At 53.8% G+C, this 21,809-nt stretch carries 19 protein-coding genes and 2 tRNA genes; 6 read left to right on the top strand and 15 right to left on the bottom strand.

Annotated elements, in window-relative coordinates; translation table 11 throughout:
• The first annotated feature begins 90 nt into the window (after nucleotides 1-90).
• Nucleotides 91-1,641 carry a fumarate hydratase gene (locus V7Q41_RS02975; protein WP_333842595.1) on the top strand — a complete coding sequence of 517 codons (1,551 nt, stop codon included), beginning with the start codon at nucleotides 91-93 and terminating at the stop codon, nucleotides 1,639-1,641.
• Between the two features lie 5 nt (nucleotides 1,642-1,646).
• Here the strand turns inward: V7Q41_RS02975 and V7Q41_RS02970 are convergent, their stop codons facing one another.
• The gene (locus tag V7Q41_RS02970) at nucleotides 1,647-2,276 is read right to left on the bottom strand and encodes a DUF6806 family protein (protein ID WP_333842593.1); all 630 of its coding nucleotides are present in this window, start codon (nucleotides 2,274-2,276) and stop codon (nucleotides 1,647-1,649) included.
• A gap of 29 nt (nucleotides 2,277-2,305) precedes the next feature.
• Nucleotides 2,306-2,395, bottom strand: a tRNA-Leu gene (locus V7Q41_RS02965).
• 153 nt (nucleotides 2,396-2,548) lie between these two features.
• Here V7Q41_RS02965 and V7Q41_RS02960 point away from each other — a divergent pair.
• Entirely contained in the window at nucleotides 2,549-2,932 is a 384-nt protein-coding gene (locus V7Q41_RS02960; protein ID WP_333842590.1) for a hypothetical protein, read from the top strand.
• A 55-nt stretch (nucleotides 2,933-2,987) separates the two neighbouring features.
• Here V7Q41_RS02960 and V7Q41_RS02955 read toward each other — a convergent pair.
• The 3 genes from V7Q41_RS02955 to V7Q41_RS02945 all read right to left on the bottom strand — a co-directional run bounded on the left by V7Q41_RS02955 (nucleotide 2,988) and on the right by V7Q41_RS02945 (nucleotide 5,723).
• A tRNA-Gly gene (locus tag V7Q41_RS02955) sits at nucleotides 2,988-3,063 on the bottom strand.
• A gap of 72 nt (nucleotides 3,064-3,135) precedes the next feature.
• On the bottom strand, nucleotides 3,136-5,067 hold the full coding sequence (locus tag V7Q41_RS02950) for a B12-binding domain-containing radical SAM protein (RefSeq protein WP_333842588.1): 1,932 nt from the start codon (nucleotides 5,065-5,067) through the stop codon (nucleotides 3,136-3,138).
• A gap of 230 nt (nucleotides 5,068-5,297) precedes the next feature.
• Nucleotides 5,298-5,723 (bottom strand): surface-adhesin E family protein, encoded by a 426-nt coding sequence (locus V7Q41_RS02945; RefSeq protein ID WP_333842585.1) that lies wholly within the window; start codon nucleotides 5,721-5,723, stop codon nucleotides 5,298-5,300.
• A gap of 79 nt (nucleotides 5,724-5,802) precedes the next feature.
• On the opposite strand from V7Q41_RS02945, the gene V7Q41_RS02940 reads away from it, so the two are divergent.
• Both V7Q41_RS02940 and V7Q41_RS02935 read left to right on the top strand, forming a co-directional pair.
• Nucleotides 5,803-6,054: a DUF3297 family protein gene (locus tag V7Q41_RS02940; RefSeq protein ID WP_333842582.1), complete on the top strand. Its 252-nt coding sequence runs from the start codon at nucleotides 5,803-5,805 to the stop codon at nucleotides 6,052-6,054.
• A complete protein-coding gene (locus V7Q41_RS02935) occupies nucleotides 6,054-8,249 on the top strand; it encodes an OsmC domain/YcaO domain-containing protein (protein ID WP_333842579.1) in 2,196 nt (731 codons plus the stop codon). Before V7Q41_RS02940 ends, V7Q41_RS02935 begins: the two co-directional genes overlap by 1 nt.
• Before the next feature lie 98 nt (nucleotides 8,250-8,347).
• Here V7Q41_RS02935 and aceA read toward each other — a convergent pair whose 3' ends face one another.
• The gene (aceA, locus tag V7Q41_RS02930) at nucleotides 8,348-9,679 is read right to left on the bottom strand and encodes an isocitrate lyase (RefSeq protein WP_333842576.1); all 1,332 of its coding nucleotides are present in this window, start codon (nucleotides 9,677-9,679) and stop codon (nucleotides 8,348-8,350) included.
• Nucleotides 9,680-10,103: 424 nt separating this feature from the next.
• Here aceA and V7Q41_RS02925 point away from each other — a divergent pair, with 424 nt between their 5' ends.
• Nucleotides 10,104-10,640 carry an SWIB/MDM2 domain-containing protein gene (locus V7Q41_RS02925; protein ID WP_333842574.1) on the top strand — a complete coding sequence of 179 codons (537 nt, stop codon included), beginning with the start codon at nucleotides 10,104-10,106 and terminating at the stop codon, nucleotides 10,638-10,640.
• 86 nt (nucleotides 10,641-10,726) lie between these two features.
• Here V7Q41_RS02925 and V7Q41_RS02920 read toward each other — a convergent pair whose 3' ends face one another.
• Nucleotides 10,727-11,935 (bottom strand): MFS transporter, encoded by a 1,209-nt coding sequence (locus V7Q41_RS02920; protein WP_333842572.1) that lies wholly within the window; start codon nucleotides 11,933-11,935, stop codon nucleotides 10,727-10,729.
• Between the two features lie 134 nt (nucleotides 11,936-12,069).
• On the opposite strand from V7Q41_RS02920, the gene V7Q41_RS02915 reads away from it, so the two are divergent.
• The gene (locus V7Q41_RS02915) at nucleotides 12,070-12,516 is read left to right on the top strand and encodes a hypothetical protein (RefSeq protein ID WP_333842570.1); all 447 of its coding nucleotides are present in this window, start codon (nucleotides 12,070-12,072) and stop codon (nucleotides 12,514-12,516) included.
• A gap of 52 nt (nucleotides 12,517-12,568) precedes the next feature.
• Here the strand turns inward: V7Q41_RS02915 and clpB are convergent, their stop codons facing one another.
• The 8 genes from clpB to V7Q41_RS02875 form a co-directional block, all read right to left on the bottom strand.
• The gene (clpB, locus tag V7Q41_RS02910) at nucleotides 12,569-15,172 is read right to left on the bottom strand and encodes an ATP-dependent chaperone ClpB (protein ID WP_333842568.1); all 2,604 of its coding nucleotides are present in this window, start codon (nucleotides 15,170-15,172) and stop codon (nucleotides 12,569-12,571) included.
• Nucleotides 15,173-15,318: 146 nt separating this feature from the next.
• Nucleotides 15,319-15,801 carry a molybdenum cofactor biosynthesis protein MoaE gene (locus V7Q41_RS02905; protein ID WP_333842565.1) on the bottom strand — a complete coding sequence of 161 codons (483 nt, stop codon included), beginning with the start codon at nucleotides 15,799-15,801 and terminating at the stop codon, nucleotides 15,319-15,321.
• 15 nt (nucleotides 15,802-15,816) lie between these two features.
• On the bottom strand, nucleotides 15,817-16,080 hold the full coding sequence (moaD, locus tag V7Q41_RS02900; RefSeq protein ID WP_333842562.1) for a molybdopterin converting factor subunit 1: 264 nt from the start codon (nucleotides 16,078-16,080) through the stop codon (nucleotides 15,817-15,819).
• Nucleotides 16,077-17,312, bottom strand: a complete 1,236-nt coding sequence (locus V7Q41_RS02895) for a molybdopterin molybdotransferase MoeA (protein ID WP_333842560.1) — start codon at nucleotides 17,310-17,312, stop codon at nucleotides 16,077-16,079. The genes moaD and V7Q41_RS02895 overlap by 4 nt, the downstream gene beginning before the upstream one ends.
• Nucleotides 17,309-17,839: a molybdopterin-guanine dinucleotide biosynthesis protein B gene (mobB, locus tag V7Q41_RS02890; protein WP_333842558.1), complete on the bottom strand. Its 531-nt coding sequence runs from the start codon at nucleotides 17,837-17,839 to the stop codon at nucleotides 17,309-17,311. The genes V7Q41_RS02895 and mobB overlap by 4 nt, the downstream gene beginning before the upstream one ends.
• The gene (gene thrC, locus V7Q41_RS02885; RefSeq protein ID WP_333842555.1) at nucleotides 17,836-19,269 is read right to left on the bottom strand and encodes a threonine synthase; all 1,434 of its coding nucleotides are present in this window, start codon (nucleotides 19,267-19,269) and stop codon (nucleotides 17,836-17,838) included. Before thrC ends, mobB begins: the two co-directional genes overlap by 4 nt.
• The gene (locus V7Q41_RS02880; RefSeq protein ID WP_333842553.1) at nucleotides 19,269-20,579 is read right to left on the bottom strand and encodes a homoserine dehydrogenase; all 1,311 of its coding nucleotides are present in this window, start codon (nucleotides 20,577-20,579) and stop codon (nucleotides 19,269-19,271) included. The genes thrC and V7Q41_RS02880 overlap by 1 nt, the downstream gene beginning before the upstream one ends.
• Complete coding sequence (locus V7Q41_RS02875) at nucleotides 20,576-21,799, bottom strand: pyridoxal phosphate-dependent aminotransferase (protein ID WP_333842551.1); 1,224 nt, start codon at nucleotides 21,797-21,799, stop codon at nucleotides 20,576-20,578. Before V7Q41_RS02875 ends, V7Q41_RS02880 begins: the two co-directional genes overlap by 4 nt.
• Nucleotides 21,800-21,809 lie beyond the last annotated feature (10 nt).

Raw genomic sequence — 21,809 nt, 5'->3', positions numbered from 1 at the left:
CCCCCAGCTTTGCGCTGCAAGCATGGCGACAGGGGCCTTGATTAAACTCTGTCGCAGTCCCTTACCTCTGCCCTTTTCAGGACCTTATCCATGACCACGATCCGCCAAAACGACTTGATTGAGTCGGTCGCTGCTGCCCTGCAATACATCAGCTACTACCACCCTGCTGACTTCATTTCTCACTTGGCAAGCGCCTACGAGCGTGAGCAAAGCCCAGCGGCCAAAGATGCGATCGCGCAAATTTTGACCAACAGCAAAATGAGTGCCATCGGGCACCGCCCCATGTGCCAAGACACCGGCATCGTCAACGTGTTTTTGAAAGTGGGCATGGATGTGCGCTGGGAAGGCTTTACCGGCAGCTTGGAAGACGCCGTCAACGAAGGCGTGCGCCGTGGCTACAACTTTGCCGACAACATGCTGCGCGCCTCGGTGGTAGCCGACCCCCAGTTCGCCCGCAAAAACACCAAAGACAACACCCCAGCAGTCATCTTCACGCAAATCGTGCCCGGCAACAAAGTCGACGTCACCGTGGCAGCCAAAGGCGGCGGCAGCGAGAACAAATCCAAGCTGGTGATGCTCAACCCCAGTGACAGCGTGGTGGACTGGGTGCTCAAAACCGTGCCCACCATGGGTGCGGGCTGGTGTCCGCCTGGCATGCTGGGCATAGGCATTGGCGGCACAGCCGAAAAAGCCGTCCTCATGGCCAAAGAAAGCTTGATGGACGATCTGGACATGTACCAACTGCTTGAAAAATCTAGCAAGGGCGACAAACTCAGTCAGGTGGATGACTTGCGCTTGGAGCTCTACCACAAGGTCAACGCTTTGGGCATTGGCGCTCAAGGCTTGGGCGGCTTGACCACCGTGCTTGACGTCAAGATCAAGATGTATCCCACCCACGCCGCCAGCAAGCCCGTGGCGATGATTCCTAACTGCGCAGCGACACGCCACGCCCACTTTGCGCTGGATGGCTCTGGCCCCGTGTTTTTAGACGCGCCCTCACTCGACCTGTGGCCCAACGTCAACTGGACGCCCGACACAGAAAAAAGCAAACGTGTGGACCTCAACAGCCTGACGCCCCAAGAAGTGTCAAGTTGGAAGCCCGGCCAAACGCTGTTGCTCAACGGAAAAATGCTCACTGGCCGCGATGCTGCACATCAACGCATTCAAAACATGTTGGCCAAGGGTGAGAAGCTGCCTGTGGACTTCACCAACCGCGTGATTTACTACGTCGGCCCTGTCGACCCTGTTGGCGATGAAGCCGTTGGACCTGCAGGCCCGACCACGGCCACCCGCATGGACAAATTCACTGAAATGATGTTGTCGCAAACCGGTTTGATCGCCATGGTGGGCAAAGCTGAACGCGGCCCTACCGCCATTGAGGCGATCAAAAAGCACAAATCTGCATACCTGATGGCCGTGGGCGGTGCGGCCTACCTTGTCTCAAAAGCCATCAAGCACGCCCAAGTGGTGGGCTTTGCTGACCTAGGCATGGAAGCCATTTATGAGTTCGACGTGATCGACATGCCCGTGACCGTGGCGGTGGACTCGGGTGGCACCAGCGCCCATATCACCGGCCCAGCTGAGTGGGAAAAGCGCATTGCCACCGGCGAGTTCAAAGGCATTGACATCAAGTCCAACTGACCTGGTCAGTGCAAGTGACGGGGCTTGCGCCCGCCATGACCGCCACCCCCGTGACCGCCATTGGGGCCACGCGGTGGTCGCCCCAAATCGAGTGAGTTGACAAGGTTGTCAAACCGCTCAGAAAACAGCTTGTCTATTTCATGGACCACACCACCCAATTCAGCGCCGTCAAAATGACGCTCCATCATCTGAATCACGTCGTTGACCAGCATGTCGCGCTGCGCTTGCATGATGTCGGCGGGGGTAGGCCCCACAAAAAGCATCACAAAGTCATCGCGTGAATCTTGACCGCGTGCATCTTCTTGCTCGTCAAAATCATTGTCGTAAAACGTGACCTCGATGGGCGCGCCTGCGCAAGTGAGCTCGTTCAAGCTCATGCACATTTCATCCAAACTTTGACGGAAATCATCATCGCCAGACACAGTCCAGCAGATTTGGAGGGTGTGCTCTTCGGGGTTGAAGCGAATGCCCGGCTCATCAGGATAGGCGCTAGATGCACCTTCTTCAAGAGATACAGCGCCCGCATAAAGCCACAAAGGACGCAGGGCGTCTTGCAACTGATCTAAGGCAACCTCAGGATGAAGAGGGATCAATCCATGGACATGAATTTCATACGCGGCGTTGTAGCGTGCCATGACGAAACTCCTTCCTTGTGCTTGTGTGATGGTGCCCGAGACCGGAATCGAACCGGTACGCCCCTTACGGAAGCGAGAGATTTTAAGTCTCTTGTGTCTACCAATTTCACCACTCGGGCAGTGTCGTTGAATCAAACCATTTTACGTCAGCTGCCTCTGAGACTCAGAAAAGTCATGACGCAATTGCAATATTTTTAGACTATATTTGAGTTGGATTTATTGAAGCACTGCTTAAAACCACAAACTCAAACACCCCTTATTGGAGACTGCTCATGACACAACGCACCACTCACCATTTCTTGTTGGCAGCCCTGCTGGTCTCAGGCCTGAATCTGGCTTACGCAGCTGACAAAAAGGATGCGGCTGAACCCGTCGTGAAAAAGTCAGAGACCGGTATTTGCCATGACAAATCCAGCGCCTCTTTTGGCAACACCAAAAAGTTCACAGGCTTTGGCTCCATGGATGAGTGTGTCAAGAGTGGTGGCCGTCCAGCAGCCGGGCAAGCGACTGCGCCAACAGAACCCCTGGTGAAAAAGTCAGAATCAGGCATCTGTCACGACAAAAATAGCAATAGCTTTGCGCAAACCAAAAAGTTCACTGAATACAAAACGGTGGAAGAGTGCGTCAAGAGCGGTGGCGCTCTTCCAAAGAAGTAAATCACCCACAGAAATAGAAAAAGCCCTCAAATCTAGATTTGAGGGCTTTTAAATGTGGAGCGGGAAACGAGATTCGAACTCGCGACCTCAACCTTGGCAAGGTTGCGCTCTACCAACTGAGCTATTCCCGCATGATCGTTTGATTCCGAAGCGGTCATTCTAAGCGCGAATTCTGCTGTTTTAGATTCATACGCCAAGAATTTTCAAAAGATACCGAGTGCCTTGGCTATTTTTTGACGCGGCACCGTGGTTTTGGGGCACTTGCCCTTGGGTAGCTCAAACCACGCGCGCACATCTTGCTCCACCCCAATGCCGTGCATGTAGTTGTAAATGGCTTTCTTCAAACCTCGTCCGAGTGTGTCGTGGTCTGTGCCTGTAGGGTCCATGAATGCGATGTCATTCTTGGCAAAGCTCACATTGGGCAGCGGGACCAACTGCACACCATATTCTTCTGGATTTTTCCCTACAGGCGAATGCACAGTGCAAGCAAAGCGATGGAAAAAGCCACTTTGAATACAACCGTTTTCAAACAGTTGGCGCACGTACTCCAGCGCATCCACCGTGTCTTGTACGGTCTGGGTGGGAAAGCCGTACATCAAATACGCGTGCACCAAGATGCCCGCATCTGAGAAGCCTTTGGTGACTTGCGCCACTTGCTCGACAGACACGCCTTTTTTCATCAAATTCAACAGCCGATCTGAGGCCACCTCTAAGCCGCCGGACATAGCAATGCAGCCACTTTGGGCCAACAACTCGGCCAGCTCGGGCGTGAAGGTTTTCTCAAAGCGAATATTGCCCCACCAAGAAATATGCACCTTGCGCCGCAACAGCTCTAGCGCCAAGGCCTTCAACGCTTTCGGTGGTGCGGCTTCGTCTACAAAATGAAATCCAGTTTGCCCCGTCTCGGCCACGATGTGCTCAATGCGGTCTACCAGCGTGGTGGCCGATGCGGTTTCGTAACGCGAGATGTAGTCGAGGCTGACATCGCAAAAGCTGCATTTTTTCCAATAACAGCCATGAGCCACGGTCAGTTTGTTCCAACGGCCATCGCTCCACAGGCGATGCATGGGGTTGAGCATGTCAAGCAAAGACAAATAACGGTCGAGGGGCAAGCCATCCCAAGTGGGCGTGCCCACGTTTTCGAACGGCACATCGGGCTCGGCCCAATTCATCAGTTGCACCGCGCCTGCTTCGTTGCGCACAAACGTGCGCACCAAGCGTTGCACGTTGCGTTTGCCTTGCAAGTGTTCTAGCAAAGCCAACAAAGGCCGCTCGCCAGAATCCAGGCTGATGAAGTCCACATAGTCAAACACGCGAGGCTCGGTCAGCTCGCGCAACTCGGTATTCACAAAGCCACCGCCCAAGCCAATCCGAATCTGGGGGTGATGCGCCTTGATGGTCTGCGCCATGCGAAAGGCTGCGTAGACCGCGCCAGGAAACGGCACCGACAGCAGCACCAGCTGCGGTTGGTGTTTGGCAATCACCTCAAGCGTCAAGGCCTGCAAGGTGGTATCCACCAATGTGGGCGCAGCACCCAATGCTTGAGCCAAGGGCTCAAATGTGGCTTGGCTACCTGCCAGTTGCTCGGCATAGCGTACAAATTCAAAACGGCTGTCCACGGCATCGCGCAGCACATCTGCGAGGTCGTTCAAATACAAGGTGGCCAAATGGCGAGCGCGGTCTTGTTGACCCAGTGCGCCAAAGGCCCAAGCCAGGGGATCGCCACTGCCGTCATCTTCATAAACGTCTAGCGAAGCAAAGCGCGGGCCTTCCGGCAAAAAGCCTCGACCCGCAATGCGGTGACTCAAGGTGGCGTCGCGGCCCTGCAAAAAGGCAACCATGGGAGCGATGGTGGATTGGTAGCGCTCGAAGTGGTCAAGGAAATAATTCACACAGGCGGACCGCTCAGCCTCGGACTGGACCAAGGCGCAGTCGCGAACCTTGCCCAATCCCTCAGGCGTGAAGAAGGCCAACACCAACGCCAAGGCCACATCTGCTTGCACGGCATCGACGCCTTGCGAACGCAAAAAGCCCGTCAAGTAAGCCGTAGAGGGGTAAGGCGTGTTGAGCTGCGTCATCGGTGGGATGAGGCTCAAAACACGAAACGAGGGGGTCGAGGTAGGGCTAGCAGACATGGTGTGGGTTCATTATCGACGGCCAACAAACCCGTGGGCACAAGTCCTTCACGAACGAAATGAATTTGGACAACCTTGGCAATTAGATGAGCCCAACAGCTCAAGCCTTGCCAACTGAGGCCGATACAAAGGTTTCAAGGTTGCTTAGGTTTATGACCGCTCTCGCCACCAGCCCGAATTTTGAGGGTGCGTGTGGGCTCCAATCCACCGCCGAGAGCGGTCCCCTTTTTTTATTGGCAAGCGGCCTCGTACATACGGAAATGCCTGATATCGGAAAAGTTCAGCGGGGTCTTGATGAACTGCTTGGCAAACTCTGAGTTACTCTGCTGAATAAAGGTGTCTTTCACCTTGTGGGTGATCAACGGCGCCTTACCCGCCATATCGCTGTAGAAAATTCGCTCCATCAAATGAATGGTCTGATCTTGGCAATTGATCTCATACATCGATTGCTCAGAGGTGTAGTTGTACAAAGCCACTTTCACCACGGCTTTGGGTGAATGAAACGGCACCTTGGCATCCACCGGCAGCTGTGTGAATGTGCGCAAGCTCTTGAGCTTGCCTTTGCTCTCTACAGGCGAAAAATAATAATCACTCGCCCCATGGCTGTTGTTCGTCAAGAACACCCACCCAGCCCAAGCGTTGGGCTGCAACGCCATTGAAAGGAGTAGAAAGAAAAATTTGCGCATAAGGTGTGCTTATTTTATTTGCAAACCTAAATCATGGAAAATCTAGACCATGACCGATACCACCAACCCACGCCCCGCCCTTCCCGACCATTTGTCAACCGACCCTCGCAGCCCCCATCACGCGCCCGCTGTATTTGAATTTGAAATTGGCATTCTCTTCAATGACAAAGAACGCTTCGATGTTGAGGAGTACTGCTTGTCCGAAGGCTGGATCAAAGTGCCAGCCAACAAAACACTGGATCGCAAAGGTAAACCCTTGCTGATCAAAATCAAAGGCAAGGTCGAAGCCTTTTATAAATAATGGAAATCAAGGTCAACTTTCTCGACAAGCTTCGCCTGGAAGCCAAGTTCGATGACTTCACCGTGATTGCCGACCAACCCATCCGTTACAAGGGTGATGGCTCGGCCCCTGGGCCTTTTGATTATTTTTTGGCCTCCTCGGCCTTGTGCGCCGCCTACTTTGTCAAGTTGTATTGCGACACACGCAAAATTTCCACTGAAAACATCCGTCTCTCGCAAAACAATATTGTGGATCCGGATAACCGCTACCAGCAGATTTTCAAGATTCAGGTGGCCTTGCCAGCCGATATCCCAGAACTTGACCGCCGCGGTATCTTGAACGCGATTGAGCGCTGCTCAGTCAAAAAAGTGGTGCAAGCAGGCCCCGAGTTTGTCATCGAAGAAGTCGAGAATTTGGATGCCGATGCGCAGTCCTTGCTCAGCATGAAACCCAGCGCTGACACCCACACCTTGATTGCTGGCAAGGACCTGCCGCTAGAACAAACCATCGCCAACATGTCGGGCCTCTTGGCAGGTTTGGGCATCAAGATCGAAATCGCCTCATGGCGCAACATCATTCCCAACGTGTGGTCATTGCACATTCGCGATGCGCATTCGCCCATGTGTTTTACCAATGGCAAAGGCTCCACCAAAGAAAGCGCCTTAGCCTCGGCCTTGGGTGAATACATCGAACGGATCAGCAACAACCATTTCTATGCGGGGGTTTTTTGGGGTGAAGACATCGCTCAAGCAGCCTTTGTCCATTACCCCAACGAACGCTGGTTCAAGCCCGGCAAAAAAGATGCGTTGCCCCCTGAAATTTTGGATGCTTATTGCCTGCCCATCTACAACCCCGATGGCGAACTGCGCGCCTCGCACCTGATCGACACCAACTCTGGCAACGCAGCACGCGGCATCTGCTCGCTGCCCTTTGTACGCCATTGCGATGGCGAAGTGGTGTACTTTCCTTCCAACTTGATTGAAAACCTATTTGTCAGCAACGGCATGAGCGCGGGCAACACATTGGCCGAAGCGCAGGTGCAATGCTTGTCTGAAATTTTTGAGCGCGCCGTCAAACGCGAAATCTTAGAAGGCGAAATTTGTTTGCCTGATGTGCCACCAGCGGTATTGGCCAAGTTCCCCCGCATCCTTGCAGGAATTCAAGGCTTAGAAGCCCAAGGCTTTCCCGTATTGGTGAAAGACGCGTCGCTGGGCGGCATCTACCCAGTGATGTGCGTGACCTTGATGAACCCACGCACAGGCGGTGTGTTTGCATCGTTTGGTGCGCACCCCAGCTTCGAAGTCGCGCTCGAGCGCAGCCTGACCGAACTGTTGCAAGGCCGCAGCTTTGAAGGTCTGAATGATTTACCGGCACCGACCTTCGAGAGCAACGCCGTGACCGAGCCCAACAACTTTGTCGAACACTTCATTGACTCCAGCGGCATTGTGTCGTGGCGCTTTTTCAGCGCCAAATCTGACTATGAGTTTGTCGAGTGGGACTTGACTGCCCAAAGTGAAAACGCCAATGTGCAAGAGGCTGCAGCTTTGTTTGACATCCTCCACGGCATGGGCAAAGAGGTTTACACCGCCGTCTACGATCAGCTTGGCGCCGTGGCTTGCCGCATCTTGGTGCCAGGTTACTCAGAGGTCTATCCCGTGGAAGACTTGATCTGGGACAACACCAACAAGGCATTGCTGTTTCGCGAAGACATCCTCAACCTACACCGCTTGGACAACACCCGCTTGTCAGCCTTGATCGATCGCTTGGAAAACAACGAACTCGATGAGTATTTGGACATTGCCACCCTGATCGGCATCGAGTTTGATGAAAACACGGTGTGGGGCCAACTCACCGTCCTTGAATTGAAACTGTTGGTTCATTTGGCTTTGAAACAATTGGAACAAGCGCAAGAGTTGGTGGGCGCCTTCTTACAGTACAACGACAACACGGTCGAGCGCCAATTGTTCTACAAAGCCCTGAACGTGGTGCTGCAGGTGCAACTCGATCCGGACTTGGCACTGGCAGATTACGAACAAAACTTTCGCCGAATGTTTGGCAACGACCGGATGGAAGCAGCCGTGAGTTCAGTCGCAGGCACCGTGCGTTTTTACGGACTGACCCCCACGAGCATGAAACTCGAAGGTCTGGACAGACACCACCGTCTGATGGACAGCTACAAAAAATTGCATGCCGCGCGTGCTCAGTTTGCAAATTAAGCGCACAAAAAAACCACCCAACGCCTGCGCGCTGAGTGGTCTCAAACCCTATTCAAACCAAGAGACACCCCTTGCGGGCCGTCTCTGACTTGACGTGCTTAGTGGAACTGTTCTTCTTCGGTAGAACCGGTGAGGGCTTTCACAGAAGACGAGCCACCTTGGATCACGGTGGTCACGTCGTCGAAGTAGCCTGCGCCAACTTCTTGTTGGTGCGACACAAAGGTGTAACCCTTGTCGCGCGCTGCAAACTCAGGCTCTTGCACCATGTTGACGTAGTGCTTCATGCCTTCGCCGTTGGCATAAGCGTGGGCAAATTGGAAGGTGTTGTACCAGTTGATGTGGATACCCGCCAAGGTGATGAACTGGTACTTGTAGCCCAACGCTGACAAGTCCTCTTGGAACGAAGCGATCTGGTTGTCGTTGAGGTTTTTCTTCCAGTTGAAAGAAGGTGAGCAGTTGTAAGACAACAACTTGCCTGGGCATGCCGCGTGAACTGCTTGCGCAAACTCGCGCGCGAAGCCAATGTCAGGCACGCCTGTTTCGCACCAGACGAGGTCGGCATATGGGGCGTAAGCCACGCCACGGCTGATGGCTTGCTCCAAACCGTTCTTGACGCGGTAAAAACCTTCTTGTGTGCGCTCGCCTGTCAAAAAAGGCTTGTCGTTGGCATCGTGGTCAGACGTGATCAAGTTGGCCGCTTCTGCATCGGTACGTGCCAACACGATGGTGGATGTGCCCATGACGTCCGCTGCGAAACGAGCTGAAATCAACTTCTCGCAAGCTTCTTGGGTAGGCACCAACACCTTGCCACCCATGTGGCCACATTTCTTCACAGCAGCCAGCTGGTCTTCAAAGTGAACGCCAGCAGCGCCCGAGACAATCATGTTTTTCATCAATTCAAATGCGTTCAATACGCCACCAAAACCAGCTTCTGCGTCTGCCACGATGGGCAAAAAGTAGTCGATGAATTCTTTGTCACCTGGGTTGATGCCACGACCCCATTGAATTTCGTCAGCGCGCTTGAACGTGTTGTTGATGCGGCGCACCATGGTCGGCACTGAGTCATAGGCATACAGCGACTGGTCGGGGTACATGGTCTCGGAGCTGTTGCCATCCGCTGCCACCTGCCAGCCCGACAGATACACAGCCTCCAAGCCAGCTTTGGCTTGTTGCATCGCTTGACCTGCGCTAATGGCACCAAAGGCGTTGACGTAGCCTTTTTTGGCGCCGCCATTGACTTTTTCCCAGAGCTTTTCTGCGCCTCGCTTGGCGAGTGTGTGCTCGATGGGCATGCTGCCGCGCAAACGCACGACGTCTGCCGCAGAGTAACCACGCTTGACGCCTTTCCAGCGTGGGTTGGTCGCCCAGTCTTTTTCAAGGGCGGCAATTTGTTGTTCGCGGCTGAGTTGTTCGTTGAGGGATTGAGGCATGGTCTACTCCAGTTAGTTAAAGTGTGAACGTGGAATCAACTATAAGTCTTCTATAAGAGTTAATGCACCTCTTATGTCTTATATAAGAATTTATTTTTATCTTTAAAAAACAAAGACTTAAAATAATAATTCCGCATTGTAAAAATTGATTTCTCATATCAAGAAAAAATATTGCGATGCAGCAAAGCAGTTTACCGTATAGTGAAATTAGTTTTCAATGATTTGCAGACTTCAAATGAGGCACACATCTCCTTTTGCAAAAGCCCTGTAATGAAAGCTAAAAACACCATGAAAAAAACAACATCCTCCAATGAAAAAGTTGTTTTTAGCTTGGAAAGAAGTGGGTTCTCAATTAGCATCCGAGTTGCTCTAGAGCGATATCTCTAAGGGCTTGAAAACAAACACTTCTAGAAGGAAATGAAACATGGCAACTGCAAAGAAAGCTCCAGCTAAAAAAGTAGCAGCAAAGAAAGCTGCTCCTGCAAAGAAAGTAGCAGCCAAAAAGGCAGCACCTGCGAAAAAAGTAGCGGCTAAAAAGCCTGCTGCAAAAAAAGCAGCCCCTGCTAAAAAGGCAGCACCTGCGAAAAAACCAGCCGCTAAAAAAGTAGTTGCAAAGAAAGCCCCTGCTAAGAAGGCTGCTCCTGCAAAAAAACCAGCTGCTAAAAAAGTTGCTGTGAAAAAAGTGGCCGCCAAAAAAGCGCCTGCCAAAAAGCGCACGCCTAACGCCGCTTTCATGAAACCACTCACGCCCAGCGCTGCCTTGGCTGCTGTCATTGGCCACACACCCGTCCCACGCACTGAAGTCGTGAGCAAAATGTGGACCTACATCAAAAAGCACGGTCTCCAAGACAAAGTCAACAAGCGCAACATCAATGCGGATGACAAGCTCAAGGCTGTGTTCGGTAAAGCTCAAGTCACCATGTTTGAATTGGCTGGCTTGATCGGCAAACACCTCAAGTAATTGAGTTTTTGCCAAACCAAAAAAAGGGACCGTGAGGTCCCTTTTTTAATTGGATCAACGCATCAACTCAAGGTGGACGCGAACCCTCACCTTTGGTCGATTCTTCGACCTACACCCAAAGCCAGCAACACACTCAGCAACAACACAAACGCAGCACCGAGCAAGGTCGCGCCATACCACCCGTGATCCATGAGTACGCCAAAAATAAGCGGCGAAATGGCAAACCCGGTATCCAGGCCCGAATACACCATGCCATACACCCGCCCAGTAGCGCCTTGGGGGGTGGCTTTCTTGATCATCATGTCACGAGAAGGCCCACCTACCCCAATGGCTAAGCCTGTGGCTGCCAAGATAACCATCGTCAAATCGGCACCAAACAGACCGCTGCCACACAAGGCCATGAACAAAGCCCCTGTAGCCATAGAAATTGCCACCACTTTGTCACTTTGGCGAGGCCAGCGTGCCGCGACAAAGCCCCCAACAAACATGCCCGCAGCGGCGCACAGCATGTAAGCCGTCAAGGTGAGGGTGGCAGCTTCAAACGTGACTTGATGAAGCGCCTGCAAGATAGAGACAGCAAAACTTTGAACCACCGCCAAGGTCATGGTGGAGAGCAAGAAAAAACCAAAGCACCACCAGACCACAGGAATTTTTAAAAAATCCAAGGTGCTGAGCTGAGGGGTGGTCGGCTTGTGGCTCACCACCTCTGCAAGCAGGTGCTCACGCTGCCAAAAGAGCAATGCAAAGATGCCTACAAACAGCAACGCTGCGCCTACATAGGCCATACGCCAGTCAAATGCAGCGCTCAATCCCACCATGAACACGGGTGCGAAGGCCCAGCCTAAATTCCCTGTCAGTCCATGCGCACTAAAGGCATAGCCCAAGCGTGGCGCAGATACTTTTTGATTGAGGATGGTGAAGTCAACAGGATGAAAAGAGCAGTTACCCAGCCCCAGCAAAGCGGCCCCCAACATCAAGCCCCAATAGCTGTTGGCAACAGACACCGCCATGCACCCCGCAGCCATGAGCAACAGCGCAACAAACAACACGGGCCGCGCCCCTAGACGATCAACCACAAAGCCTGCACAAGCCTGACCCATGCCAGAGACGACGAAAAAAACCGTCATCAAAAAGCCCAGCTCGGCATAGCTCAAGCCAAATGTACTCATGAACACGGGGAACATGAGTGGCAGCAACAGATGCGAAAAGTGTGAACTGGCGTGTGCAATACCCACCAAACCGATGACCGCTGCGTCATCGCGCCATGGACTGGATACGGGGTTCAAAGTAGTCATAAGAGCGTAGCAAAAGGAATAGGCTTATCCTAACTGGTACAGGTCATTTTCGCCAAGTGGCGGCAAGTCCCCTCCTGCCTCGCCACCCGACAAACGATGTCAATCACACCTTGACGCTGGAGAATCATCCCGCTATGGAAAAAAAACTGTTATCCCTTTTCATCCTCTGGGCCATGTCGTTGTCTTGCATAGGCAGGGACGTGACCGCTGAGTTGTCCTCTCCCGAATGGTTCGTCCAGGCGCGCCAAGCCATTGAAGTCAAGAACTACGATTTGGCCATCCATGTCCTCACACAAGCCGATGAAAACCAATCCGCTGATTGGCATAACTTGATGGGTTTTAGCTTGCGCTCCAAAACACCTAGCCAGTGGGTCAAGGCTGAGCACCATTACAAGGCCGCATTAGAAAAAAACCCGATGCATTTAGGCGCCTTGGAATATTACGGTGAGTTACTTTTATTGAAAAATGATGTGCTGGGTGCCCAAACCATGTTGAAACGCTTAGAGACAATTTGCACCTCAGGCTGCGAAGAGCTGAGTGATCTGCAAAAAAGTTTTGCAAATTTCAAAGCCAAAAAATAACCTGCGCTGCGCTGCCCCCTAGGCGAGGGCAGCTGGGCTGGGTGTCTGCGGTTCAAGCCTCAGCCTTGGCGAATGCAAACTCGCCTGGCGCACGCACAGGGTCGACACTGACCGCAATCGTGTCTTTGGGCAAGAACTTGCCCTCCAACAACAACTTGGACAATGGGTTCTCAATGCGTTGCTGAATTGCACGCTTCAAGGGTCGAGCCCCATACACAGGGTCAAAGCCCACCTTGGCTAATTCGGCCAAAGCGGCGGGCGACACAACAAGCGTCAAGTCCATCTTGGATAAACGCGCCGCCAGAATTTTGAGCTGTATGCCCGCAATGCTGGCAATGTGCTCGGCATCCAAGGCATGGAACACCACAGTTTCATCAATGCGGTTCAAGAATTCAGGGCGGAAATGCGACTTGAGCTCGTCCCACACCGCATCCTTGATGTCTTGCAAATCTTGACCCACCATGCTTTGGATGATGGGCGAGCCAATGTTGGAGGTCATCACGATGACCGTATTTTTAAAGTCCACGGTGCGCCCTTGGCCATCGGTCAAGCGGCCATCATCGAGCACTTGCAACAAGATGTTGAACACATCCGGATGCGCTTTTTCCACCTCATCGAGCAGCAACACGCTGTAGGGCTTGCGACGCACGGCTTCCGTCAAGTAGCCACCTTCGTCGTAACCCACATAGCCGGGAGGCGCACCCACCAGACGGCTGACCGAGTGTTTCTCCATGAACTCGCTCATGTCGATGCGAATCATGTGGTCTTCGCTGTCAAACAAGAAGCCTGCCAAAGCCTTGCACAACTCCGTCTTGCCCACGCCGGTTGGACCGAGGAACAAGAACGAACCCGTCGGACGGTTGGGGTCACCTAGGCCCGCACGCGAGCGACGAATGGCGTTTGCCACTGCGGTGATGGCCTCCTCTTGCCCCACCACGCGGTCGTGCAATTTGTCTTCCATTTGCAAAAGCTTGTCGCGCTCTCCTTGCATCAGCTTAGATACGGGAATACCGGTGGCGCGCGCCACCACTTCAGCAATTTCTTCAGCGCCTACTTGCGTGCGCAGCAGACGATGTCCTCCTGCGGCGGCGGTCTTGCTACTTTCCCGAGCGTTGACTTCCTTCATGCGTTTTTCTAACTCAGGCAATTTGCCGTATTGCAATTCAGCCACTTTGTTGAACTCGCCCTTGCGGGTGAGCTCTTCAATCTGGTGGCGCAAGCGGTCAATTTCTTCTTTCAGTTGCGCGCCGCCGTGAGCGGACGACTTTTCAGCTTTCCAGATTTCGTCAAGGTCGGCATACTCTTTGCCGATCTTGTCAATCTCTTCTTCGAGCAGCTCCATGCGCTTTTGCGAAGCTTCGTCTTTTTCCTTGCGCACGGCCTCACGCTCAATCTTGAGTTGAATCAAGCGACGGTCAAGCTTGTCCATCACCTCGGGCTTGGAGTCAATTTCTATTTTGATTTTGGCCGCTGCCTCGTCAATCAAATCAATCGCTTTGTCGGGTAAAAAGCGATCGGTGATGTAGCGGTGGCTCAGCTCGGCCGCTGCCACGATGGCGGGATCGGTGATTTCAACCCCATGGTGTACTTCATACTTCTCTTGCAAACCGCGCAAAATGGCAATGGTGGCTTCGACCGAAGGCTCACCCACCATGATTTTTTGGAATCGACGCTCCAGCGCCGCATCTTTTTCGATGTATTTGCGGTATTCGTTGAGCGTGGTGGCACCCACGCAATGCAGTTCGCCACGAGCCAATGCGGGCTTGAGCATGTTGCCGGCATCCATCGCACCCTCGGCCTTGCCAGCGCCCACCATGGTGTGCAACTCATCGATGAACACAATGGTTTGCCCTTCGTCTTGCGCCAACTCTTTGAGTACGGTTTTCAAGCGCTCTTCAAATTCACCACGGTATTTGGCGCCCGCCAACAAAGCGGCCATGTCGAGCGACAGCACGCGCTTGCCTTTGAGCGAGTCAGGCACCTCGCCGGCCACAATGCGCTGGGCCAAGCCCTCGACAATCGCGGTTTTGCCGACGCCAGGTTCACCAATGAGCACGGGGTTGTTTTTGCTACGCCGCTGAAGCACTTGAATGGCGCGGCGAATTTCGTCATCACGGCCAATCACCGGATCGAGCTTGCCTTGACGCGCCCGCTCAGTGAGGTCCATGCAGTATTTTTTCAGGGATTCGCGCTGGCCTTCGCTCTCGGCGTTGTCCACTTTTTGACCACCGCGCACTGCGGTGACGGCGGCTTCTAAAGACTTGCGGTTCAAGCCGTTTTGTGCCGCAAGCTTGCCCCAACTCCCTTTGTGATCGCACATGGCAAGCAAGAACAATTCGCTGGCCACAAACTGATCGCCCCGCTTGATGGCTTCTTTTTCAGCAGCTTGAATCAAGGACAGCGTATCACGCCCAACTTGAACTTGCTCTTGACCTTCGACCTTGGGCAAGCGATGCATCGCCTCTTGTGCCGCGGACAACAGCCCAGCGAGATTGGCACCTGTGCGCTGCAGCAGCGACTTAGGCCCATCGTCTTGACTCAGCATAGCGACCAACACATGGGATGGCTCGATGTAGGCGTGGTCGCCACCCAAAGCGAGCGACTGGGCATCGCCCAAAGCTTCTTGGAACTTGGTGGTGAGTTTGTCGATTCGCATGGAAACTCCGAGAAATGGATTGGATTGATGGGTAACTGAGGCTGCTCTGTCTTATTTCAAGACCAACCCAACCCAGCGGCTTTGATCTGAGTCAAAGCATATTCAACCATTGACCGCCGCACCAGTCAGTGCGCTGGCGTACACCGTTAACGCGGTGTGATGTTGGTCGCTTGAATGCCCCAGCGCGCCAAAGCTTGGTCATCGCTCAAGCGGGCATCTACCCAACGTGCACCTTCAGGCGTGACTTCTTTTTTCCAAAACGGTGCTTGGGTTTTGAGGTAGTCCATCAAAAACTCGCAGGCCTTGAAGCTCTCACCTCGGTGCGCCGAGGTGACAGCCACAAACACAATTTGGTCCTCTGGATGCAGCAAGCCCACGCGATGAATCACGCGGGCGGCAAAGATGTCAAAACGCTGATTGGCCTCCATCATCATGGTTGAAATGGACTTCTCGGTCATGCCAGGATAGTGCTCAAGCTCCATTCTGGCCACTGCGCTGCCATCATTGCGCTCGCGCACCGTGCCTAGAAACGAACACACGGCCCCCACCCTTGCATCACCGGCACGCAAGACCGCAAGCTCGTGGCTCACATCAAAATCTTGGCTCTGGATGCTGACGGTAAAGGACATGTTGGGCCTCTTGAATTAGCCACCCGTGACGGGCGGGAAAAAAGCCACCTCGCAGCCTTCGCTCAAAGCAGCGGACTCTTCGCACAGGTCTTGGTTCAGAGCCATCCTCACAGCTCGGCCATGGGCCAGCACTTGCGCATAAGCACCGCCGCGGGCAATCAGTTCGTCGCGCAATGCGTGGAGCGTGGCGGCTTGTGTGCTGAAGCTCTCGCCGCCCTGTCCGATGGCTTCACGGATGGAAGCAAAGTACTTGAGGTTCACCGTCAAGGTCATGCTCATGCCAGCCACTCCTCAAAGGAAATAAAGCGCACGCTATCGCCTCTTGCAATCGTTTGCCCAGAAGGGTTGTCCACCACACCATCGCCCCACACCGCTGAGGTGAGAACACCCGAGCTTTGGTTGGGGAATACATCAAGGCCTCCTGCAGCGTTGCGTTTGACACGCAAAAACTCGCGTCGCTTGTCTGCACGGGGCCAATCGAAATGCGCTGTCATCTGGGTGCGTTTGACCTCTGTTTGCGTCACGCCTTGCATGGCCAACAGAAAAGGCCGCACCAACAACAAGAAGGTGACAAAGCTAGACACGGGATTACCAGGCAACCCCATGAAATGACATACACCACCTTCGCGGTTCACCTTGCCATACGCAAAGGGCTTGCCGGGCTTGATAGACAACTGCCACAACGACAGTTCTCCCAGGCTTTGCACAGCGGGCTTGATGTGGTCTTCTTCTCCCACCGACACGCCGCCGCTGGTCAAAATCAAATCATGATGCATGGCTGCATCTCGCAAGACGGCGATGGTGGCCTCTCGCTTGTCGGGCACGATGCCCAAGTCGCTCACCTCGCAACCCAAGCGCTTCAACATGGCACGCAAGAAAAAACGGTTGGAGTTGTAAATAGCGCCTGCAGGCATGGCCTCGGGAGCCACATCGCCCGGCATGACCAACTCATCGCCCGTGGAGAACAAGGCCACACGGGGACGCACAGACACTTGTAATTGAGCCAAGCCGATGCTGGCAGCCAAGCCCAACTCGGCGGGCGTTAAACGCGTGCCCCGGCTCAGCACCGTGGCACCGCGTGTGACATCTTCGCCTGAGCGTCGAATCCACTGCGCGGTCGGCACCGCCATGTTGACTTTGATTTGCCCACCCTCTAAGACTTCGCAGTCTTCTTGCATCACCACTGCATCTGCGCCTGGTGGGATGGGCGCACCCGTGAAGATGCGCGCTGCTTCGCCAGAGTTCAGCTGTGTGCCATGAGTGCCCGCAGGAATGCGCTGCGTCACGCGCAACACAGCACCTGCTTGCACACAATCGAGCGCACGCAGGGCATAGCCGTCCATCGAACTGTTGTCATGGGGCGGCACTTGCAAACCCGCAACGACGTCTTGAGCGAGCACACGACCATCAGCGTCAAAAGTACTCACCCACTGCGTTTCGGGCAAGGTGTGGGCTTGCGCCAACAATTGTGGCAACGCGTCATCAAGTGAGAGCAAAGAGGGACGGTTCATAACAAAGCTGGGTTGTATTCAAAACGATCTTGATGGGCGACCAACCATTCGGTGATGGCAAAAGGATCGTTCAAGTCCAGCACGGGGCGTAAGGTGGCCTCGGGCAAGTCTTGCGGCGAATCAGTCGCAATTGCCACCACAAAGTCATCATGCGGGTAGCGCACGGGTTGTTCAGACGCTTTGCGCCAGACCTCTACCTTGAGCAAATCGCTTGTCTTAAAGCCCTCAACCAAGACCCAATCCACACCGTCATAGACCTCGGCCAAAAGATGGTGCACCGACAACTGGGCAGGCTGTTCAAATTGTCGTTGCAAAACCAAGCGTTGGTTGGAGGCGACCAGCACCTCAAATGCGCCTGCCTCGCGGTGACGCCAGCTGTCTTTGCCTGGCTTGTCAATGTCAAAGTTGTGGTGTGCGTGTTTGACCACGGACACGCGCAAACCGCGCATGCGCATGCAGCCAATCAATTGCTCCACCAAGGTGGTTTTCCCCGAGCCGGAGTAACCTGCAAAGGCAACCACCTTCATGCGGGGTCGCAATGTTGGGCGATGTAGGCCTTGATTTGCGCCACATCTACCTGCATCAGTTGTACGCGCTTAGGCAGCGCCTCGATGCCTTCAAACTTAGCTGGGCAATGCGGCTCTTGCCCCAAAGCCTCCACGATGGTGGCAGCAAACTTGATGGGCAAAGCGGTTTCCAGCACGATCATGGGCACGTCTGGCTTGATGTGTTCACGCGCCACTTTCACACCGTCGGCGGTGTGGGTGTCGATCATCTGGCCGAAGCGCTTGAACACGTCTTGAATGGTGGCCAAGCGATGGGCGTGTGTGCTCTTGCCGCTGGCAAAGCCATAGCGGGAGGCCGCCTCTGAGAAGTGCGGATGAGCGCTGAGGTCAAAGTGACCGTTTTTCGAAATTTGCGCACCAAACAAATCTTGGGTCAGCGCAGCATCGCGACCTAGCAAGTCGAACGCAAAACGCTCGAAGTTACTGGCCTTGGAGATATCCATGGACGGGCTAGACGTTTCGTGTGTGTCGCCACTGCCGCGCACGCGGTAGACGCCCGTGCGAAAAAACTCATCCAGCACATCGTTTTCGTTGGTCGCCACCACCAAAGTGTCCACTGGCAAGCCCATCATGCGAGCCACATGACCTGCACACACATTGCCAAAGTTGCCACTCGGCACGGTGAAGCTAACCTTTTGGCTGTTGGCTGTAGTGGCTTGGAAATAGCCGGCAAAGTAGTACACCACTTGAGCCAACAAACGTGCCCAGTTGATGGAGTTGACCGTGCCGATTTTGTATTTGATCTTGAAGTCCAAATCATTGGAGACGGCTTTGACCAAGTCTTGGCAATCGTCAAATACACCCTCGATGGCGATGTTGTGGATGTTCTCGTCCATCAAGCTGAACATTTGGGCTTGTTGGAAAGGGCTCATCCGCCCATGTGGGCTGGTCATAAAAACGCGCACACCTTTTTTGCCACGCATGGCGTATTCGGCTGCGCTACCGGTATCGCCACTGGTTGCGCCAAAAATATTCAGTTGCTCGCCTCGTCGTGCCAACTCGTATTCAAACAAATTGCCAAGCAATTGCATGGCCATGTCTTTGAAAGCCAGCGTGGGGCCATTCGACAAAGCCTCCACCCACAAGCCGTCTTCCAAAGGACGCACGGGCACGATCACCTCCGTGCCGAACACCTCTTGTGTGTAGGTCTTGAGACACAAGGCTTTGAGATCGGCCGCAGGAATGTCGTCGATATAGAGCGACAGCACCTCAAACGCCAAAGCGCCATAGCCTTCGGTGTTGAATGTGGTGCGCAAGTGCGTCAGCGCTGCATCGTCCAAATGTGGATAGTGCTCAGGCAAATACAAACCCCCATCGGGCGCCAAGCCCTCCAGAAGGATTTCACAAAACCGCTTGCGCTCTGCATGGCCGCGCGTGGACAAATACAGCATCAGTTCAACTCTTCTTTTCGGATGCGGGTGATAGGGGCCAAGACCGTGCTGAGTTGTTGCATCTCGGCGATGGCTTGACTCATCTTGGCTTCCACACAGTCGTGGGTCAAGATGATGAGGTCGGTGTGGCTCTCGCCCTCACCCGCCTCGCGTTGCAACACAGCATCAATGCTGATGTCAGCATGGGCCAAAATGCCAGTGACCTTGGCAAGCACGCCCGGCTGATCGGCCACACGCATGCGCAAGTAGTAACTGGTGACCACTTCAGCCATCGTCAAAATCGGCAAACTGCTCATGGCGTCGGGCTGGAATGCCAAATGCGGCACACGGTTCAGTGGGTCAGCGGTGTGCAAGCGCGTGATGTCCACCAAGTCGGCGATCACTGCGCTGGCGGTTGGCTCGCTGCCAGCGCCCTTGCCGTAATAAAGTGTGGTGCCCACAGCATCGGCGTGCACCATCACAGCATTCATCGCGCCTTCGACGTTGGCAATCAAGCGTTTGGCTGGCACCAAGCAGGGATGAACACGCAGCTCAATGCCTATGGATGTGCGCTTGGATATGCCCAGCAGCTTGATGCGGTAGCCGAGTTGTTCGGCGTATTTGATGTCTTGCGCTTCAAGCTGGGTGATGCCTTCGACATAGGCCTTGTCAAACTGAACCGGCACGCCAAAGGCGATAGCCGACATCAGGGTGACTTTGTGGGCCGCGTCCACGCCTTCAATGTCAAAGGTTGGGTCGGCTTCGGCGTATCCCAAAGCTTGGGCTTGTTTGAGCACATCATCAAATGCCAAACCTTTGTCGCGCATTTCAGACAAGATGAAGTTGGTCGTGCCATTGATGATGCCAGCCAGCCACTGAATGCGGTTGGCCGTCAAACCTTCACGCAAAGCCTTGATGATGGGGATGCCACCCGCCACTGCAGCTTCAAAGGCCACCATCACGCCTTTTTTATGTGCAGCCGCAAAAATTTCTGTACCGTGAACCGCCAACAACGCTTTGTTGGCGGTGACCACATGCTTACCAGCTTCGATCGCTTCAAGCACCAGTTGCTTGGCAATGCCATAGCCACCAATCAGCTCCACCACGATGTCAATGTCGGGGTTGGCAATGACTTGGCGAGCATCGTCCACCACTTGCACGCTCGAACCCACAATCTCTTGGGCGCGCGCCACATCCAGGTCAGCCACCATCGTGACTTCAATGCCGCGACCCGCGCGACGTTGAATTTCTTCTTGGTTACGGTGGAGCACTTCAAACGTGCCTCTGCCCACAGTGCCAATGCCTAACAAGCCTACTTGAATCGGTTTCATGCTTTTTTATTTCGGTAGTTTTCAAGAAATTTGGAAATGCGAGAGATGGCCTCGCGCAAATCATCTTCGTGAGGCAAGAACACAATGCGAAAGTGGTCCGTGCTCTTCCAGTTAAACCCCGTGCCCTGAACCAACATGACCTTGGTTTCTTGGAGCAGTTCCAGAAAAAACTGTTGGTCGTCTTCGATGGGGTATAGCTTGGGGTCTAAGCGAGGGAACATATAAAGCGCAGCTTGCGGCTTGACACAGGTCACGCCAGGAATGGCGGTGATGAGCTCATAGGCCAAATCACGCTGCTTGCGCAAGCGACCTCCCTCGCCCACCAAATCATTGATGCTTTGGTAGCCACCCAAGGCGGTTTGAATCGCCCACTGGCCAGGCACATTGGCACACAAACGCATGTTGGAGAGCATGTTGAGGCCCTCGATGTAATCGGCCGCAGGCTTTTTGTCGCCCGACACCACCAACCAACCCGCGCGATAGCCACAGGAGCGATAGCTCTTGGACAGAGAGTTGAAGGTGAGCGTCAACACATCGTCACTCAGGCTTGCGATGGGCGTGTGTTTGACGCCGTCATACAAGACCTTGTCATAGACTTCATCCGCAAAAATGACCAAGCCCTGCTGGCGCGCAAGCTCCACGATTTGCAACAACAACTCGTCTGAGTACAAAGCACCCGTCGGGTTGTTGGGGTTGATGACCACAATGCCTTTGGTGTTTGGGGTGATTTTTGATCGAATGTCTTCGATGTTGGGCATCCAGCCATTGTCTTCATCACAGCTGTAATGCACAGGCGTGCCGCCCGACAAACTCACCGCGGCCGTCCACAGCGGATAGTCAGGCGCGGGTAAAAGCATCTCGTCGCCGTTGTTGAGCAGTCCATTGGTCGCCATCACAATGAGCTCACTCGCGCCATTGCCAAGGTAAATGTCATCGAGCGTGACGCCTTTGATGCCTTGCTTTTGCGTTTCGTGCATCACTGCTTTGCGGGCACCAAAAATACCTTTGCTATCTGAGTAACCTGCGGATGTCGGCAAGTTGCGGATCATGTCTTGCTGAATTTCTTCAGGCGCGTCGAAACCAAACACGGCCAAATTGCCGATGTTGAGCTTGATGATCTTGTGGCCCTCGTCTTCCATTTGACGCGCTCGGTCCATGATGGGACCGCGAATGTCATAACAGACGTTGGACAGCTTGTTGGATTTGTGGATCTGCTTCAAAGTCCCTCCG

This window comes from Limnohabitans sp. (genome assembly GCF_036804465.1).
Taxonomy (GTDB): Bacteria; Pseudomonadota; Gammaproteobacteria; order Burkholderiales; family Burkholderiaceae_C; genus Limnohabitans.
The sequence above is the reverse complement of the archived record's forward strand: the minus strand, read 5'-3'. Positions and strand labels throughout refer to the sequence as shown.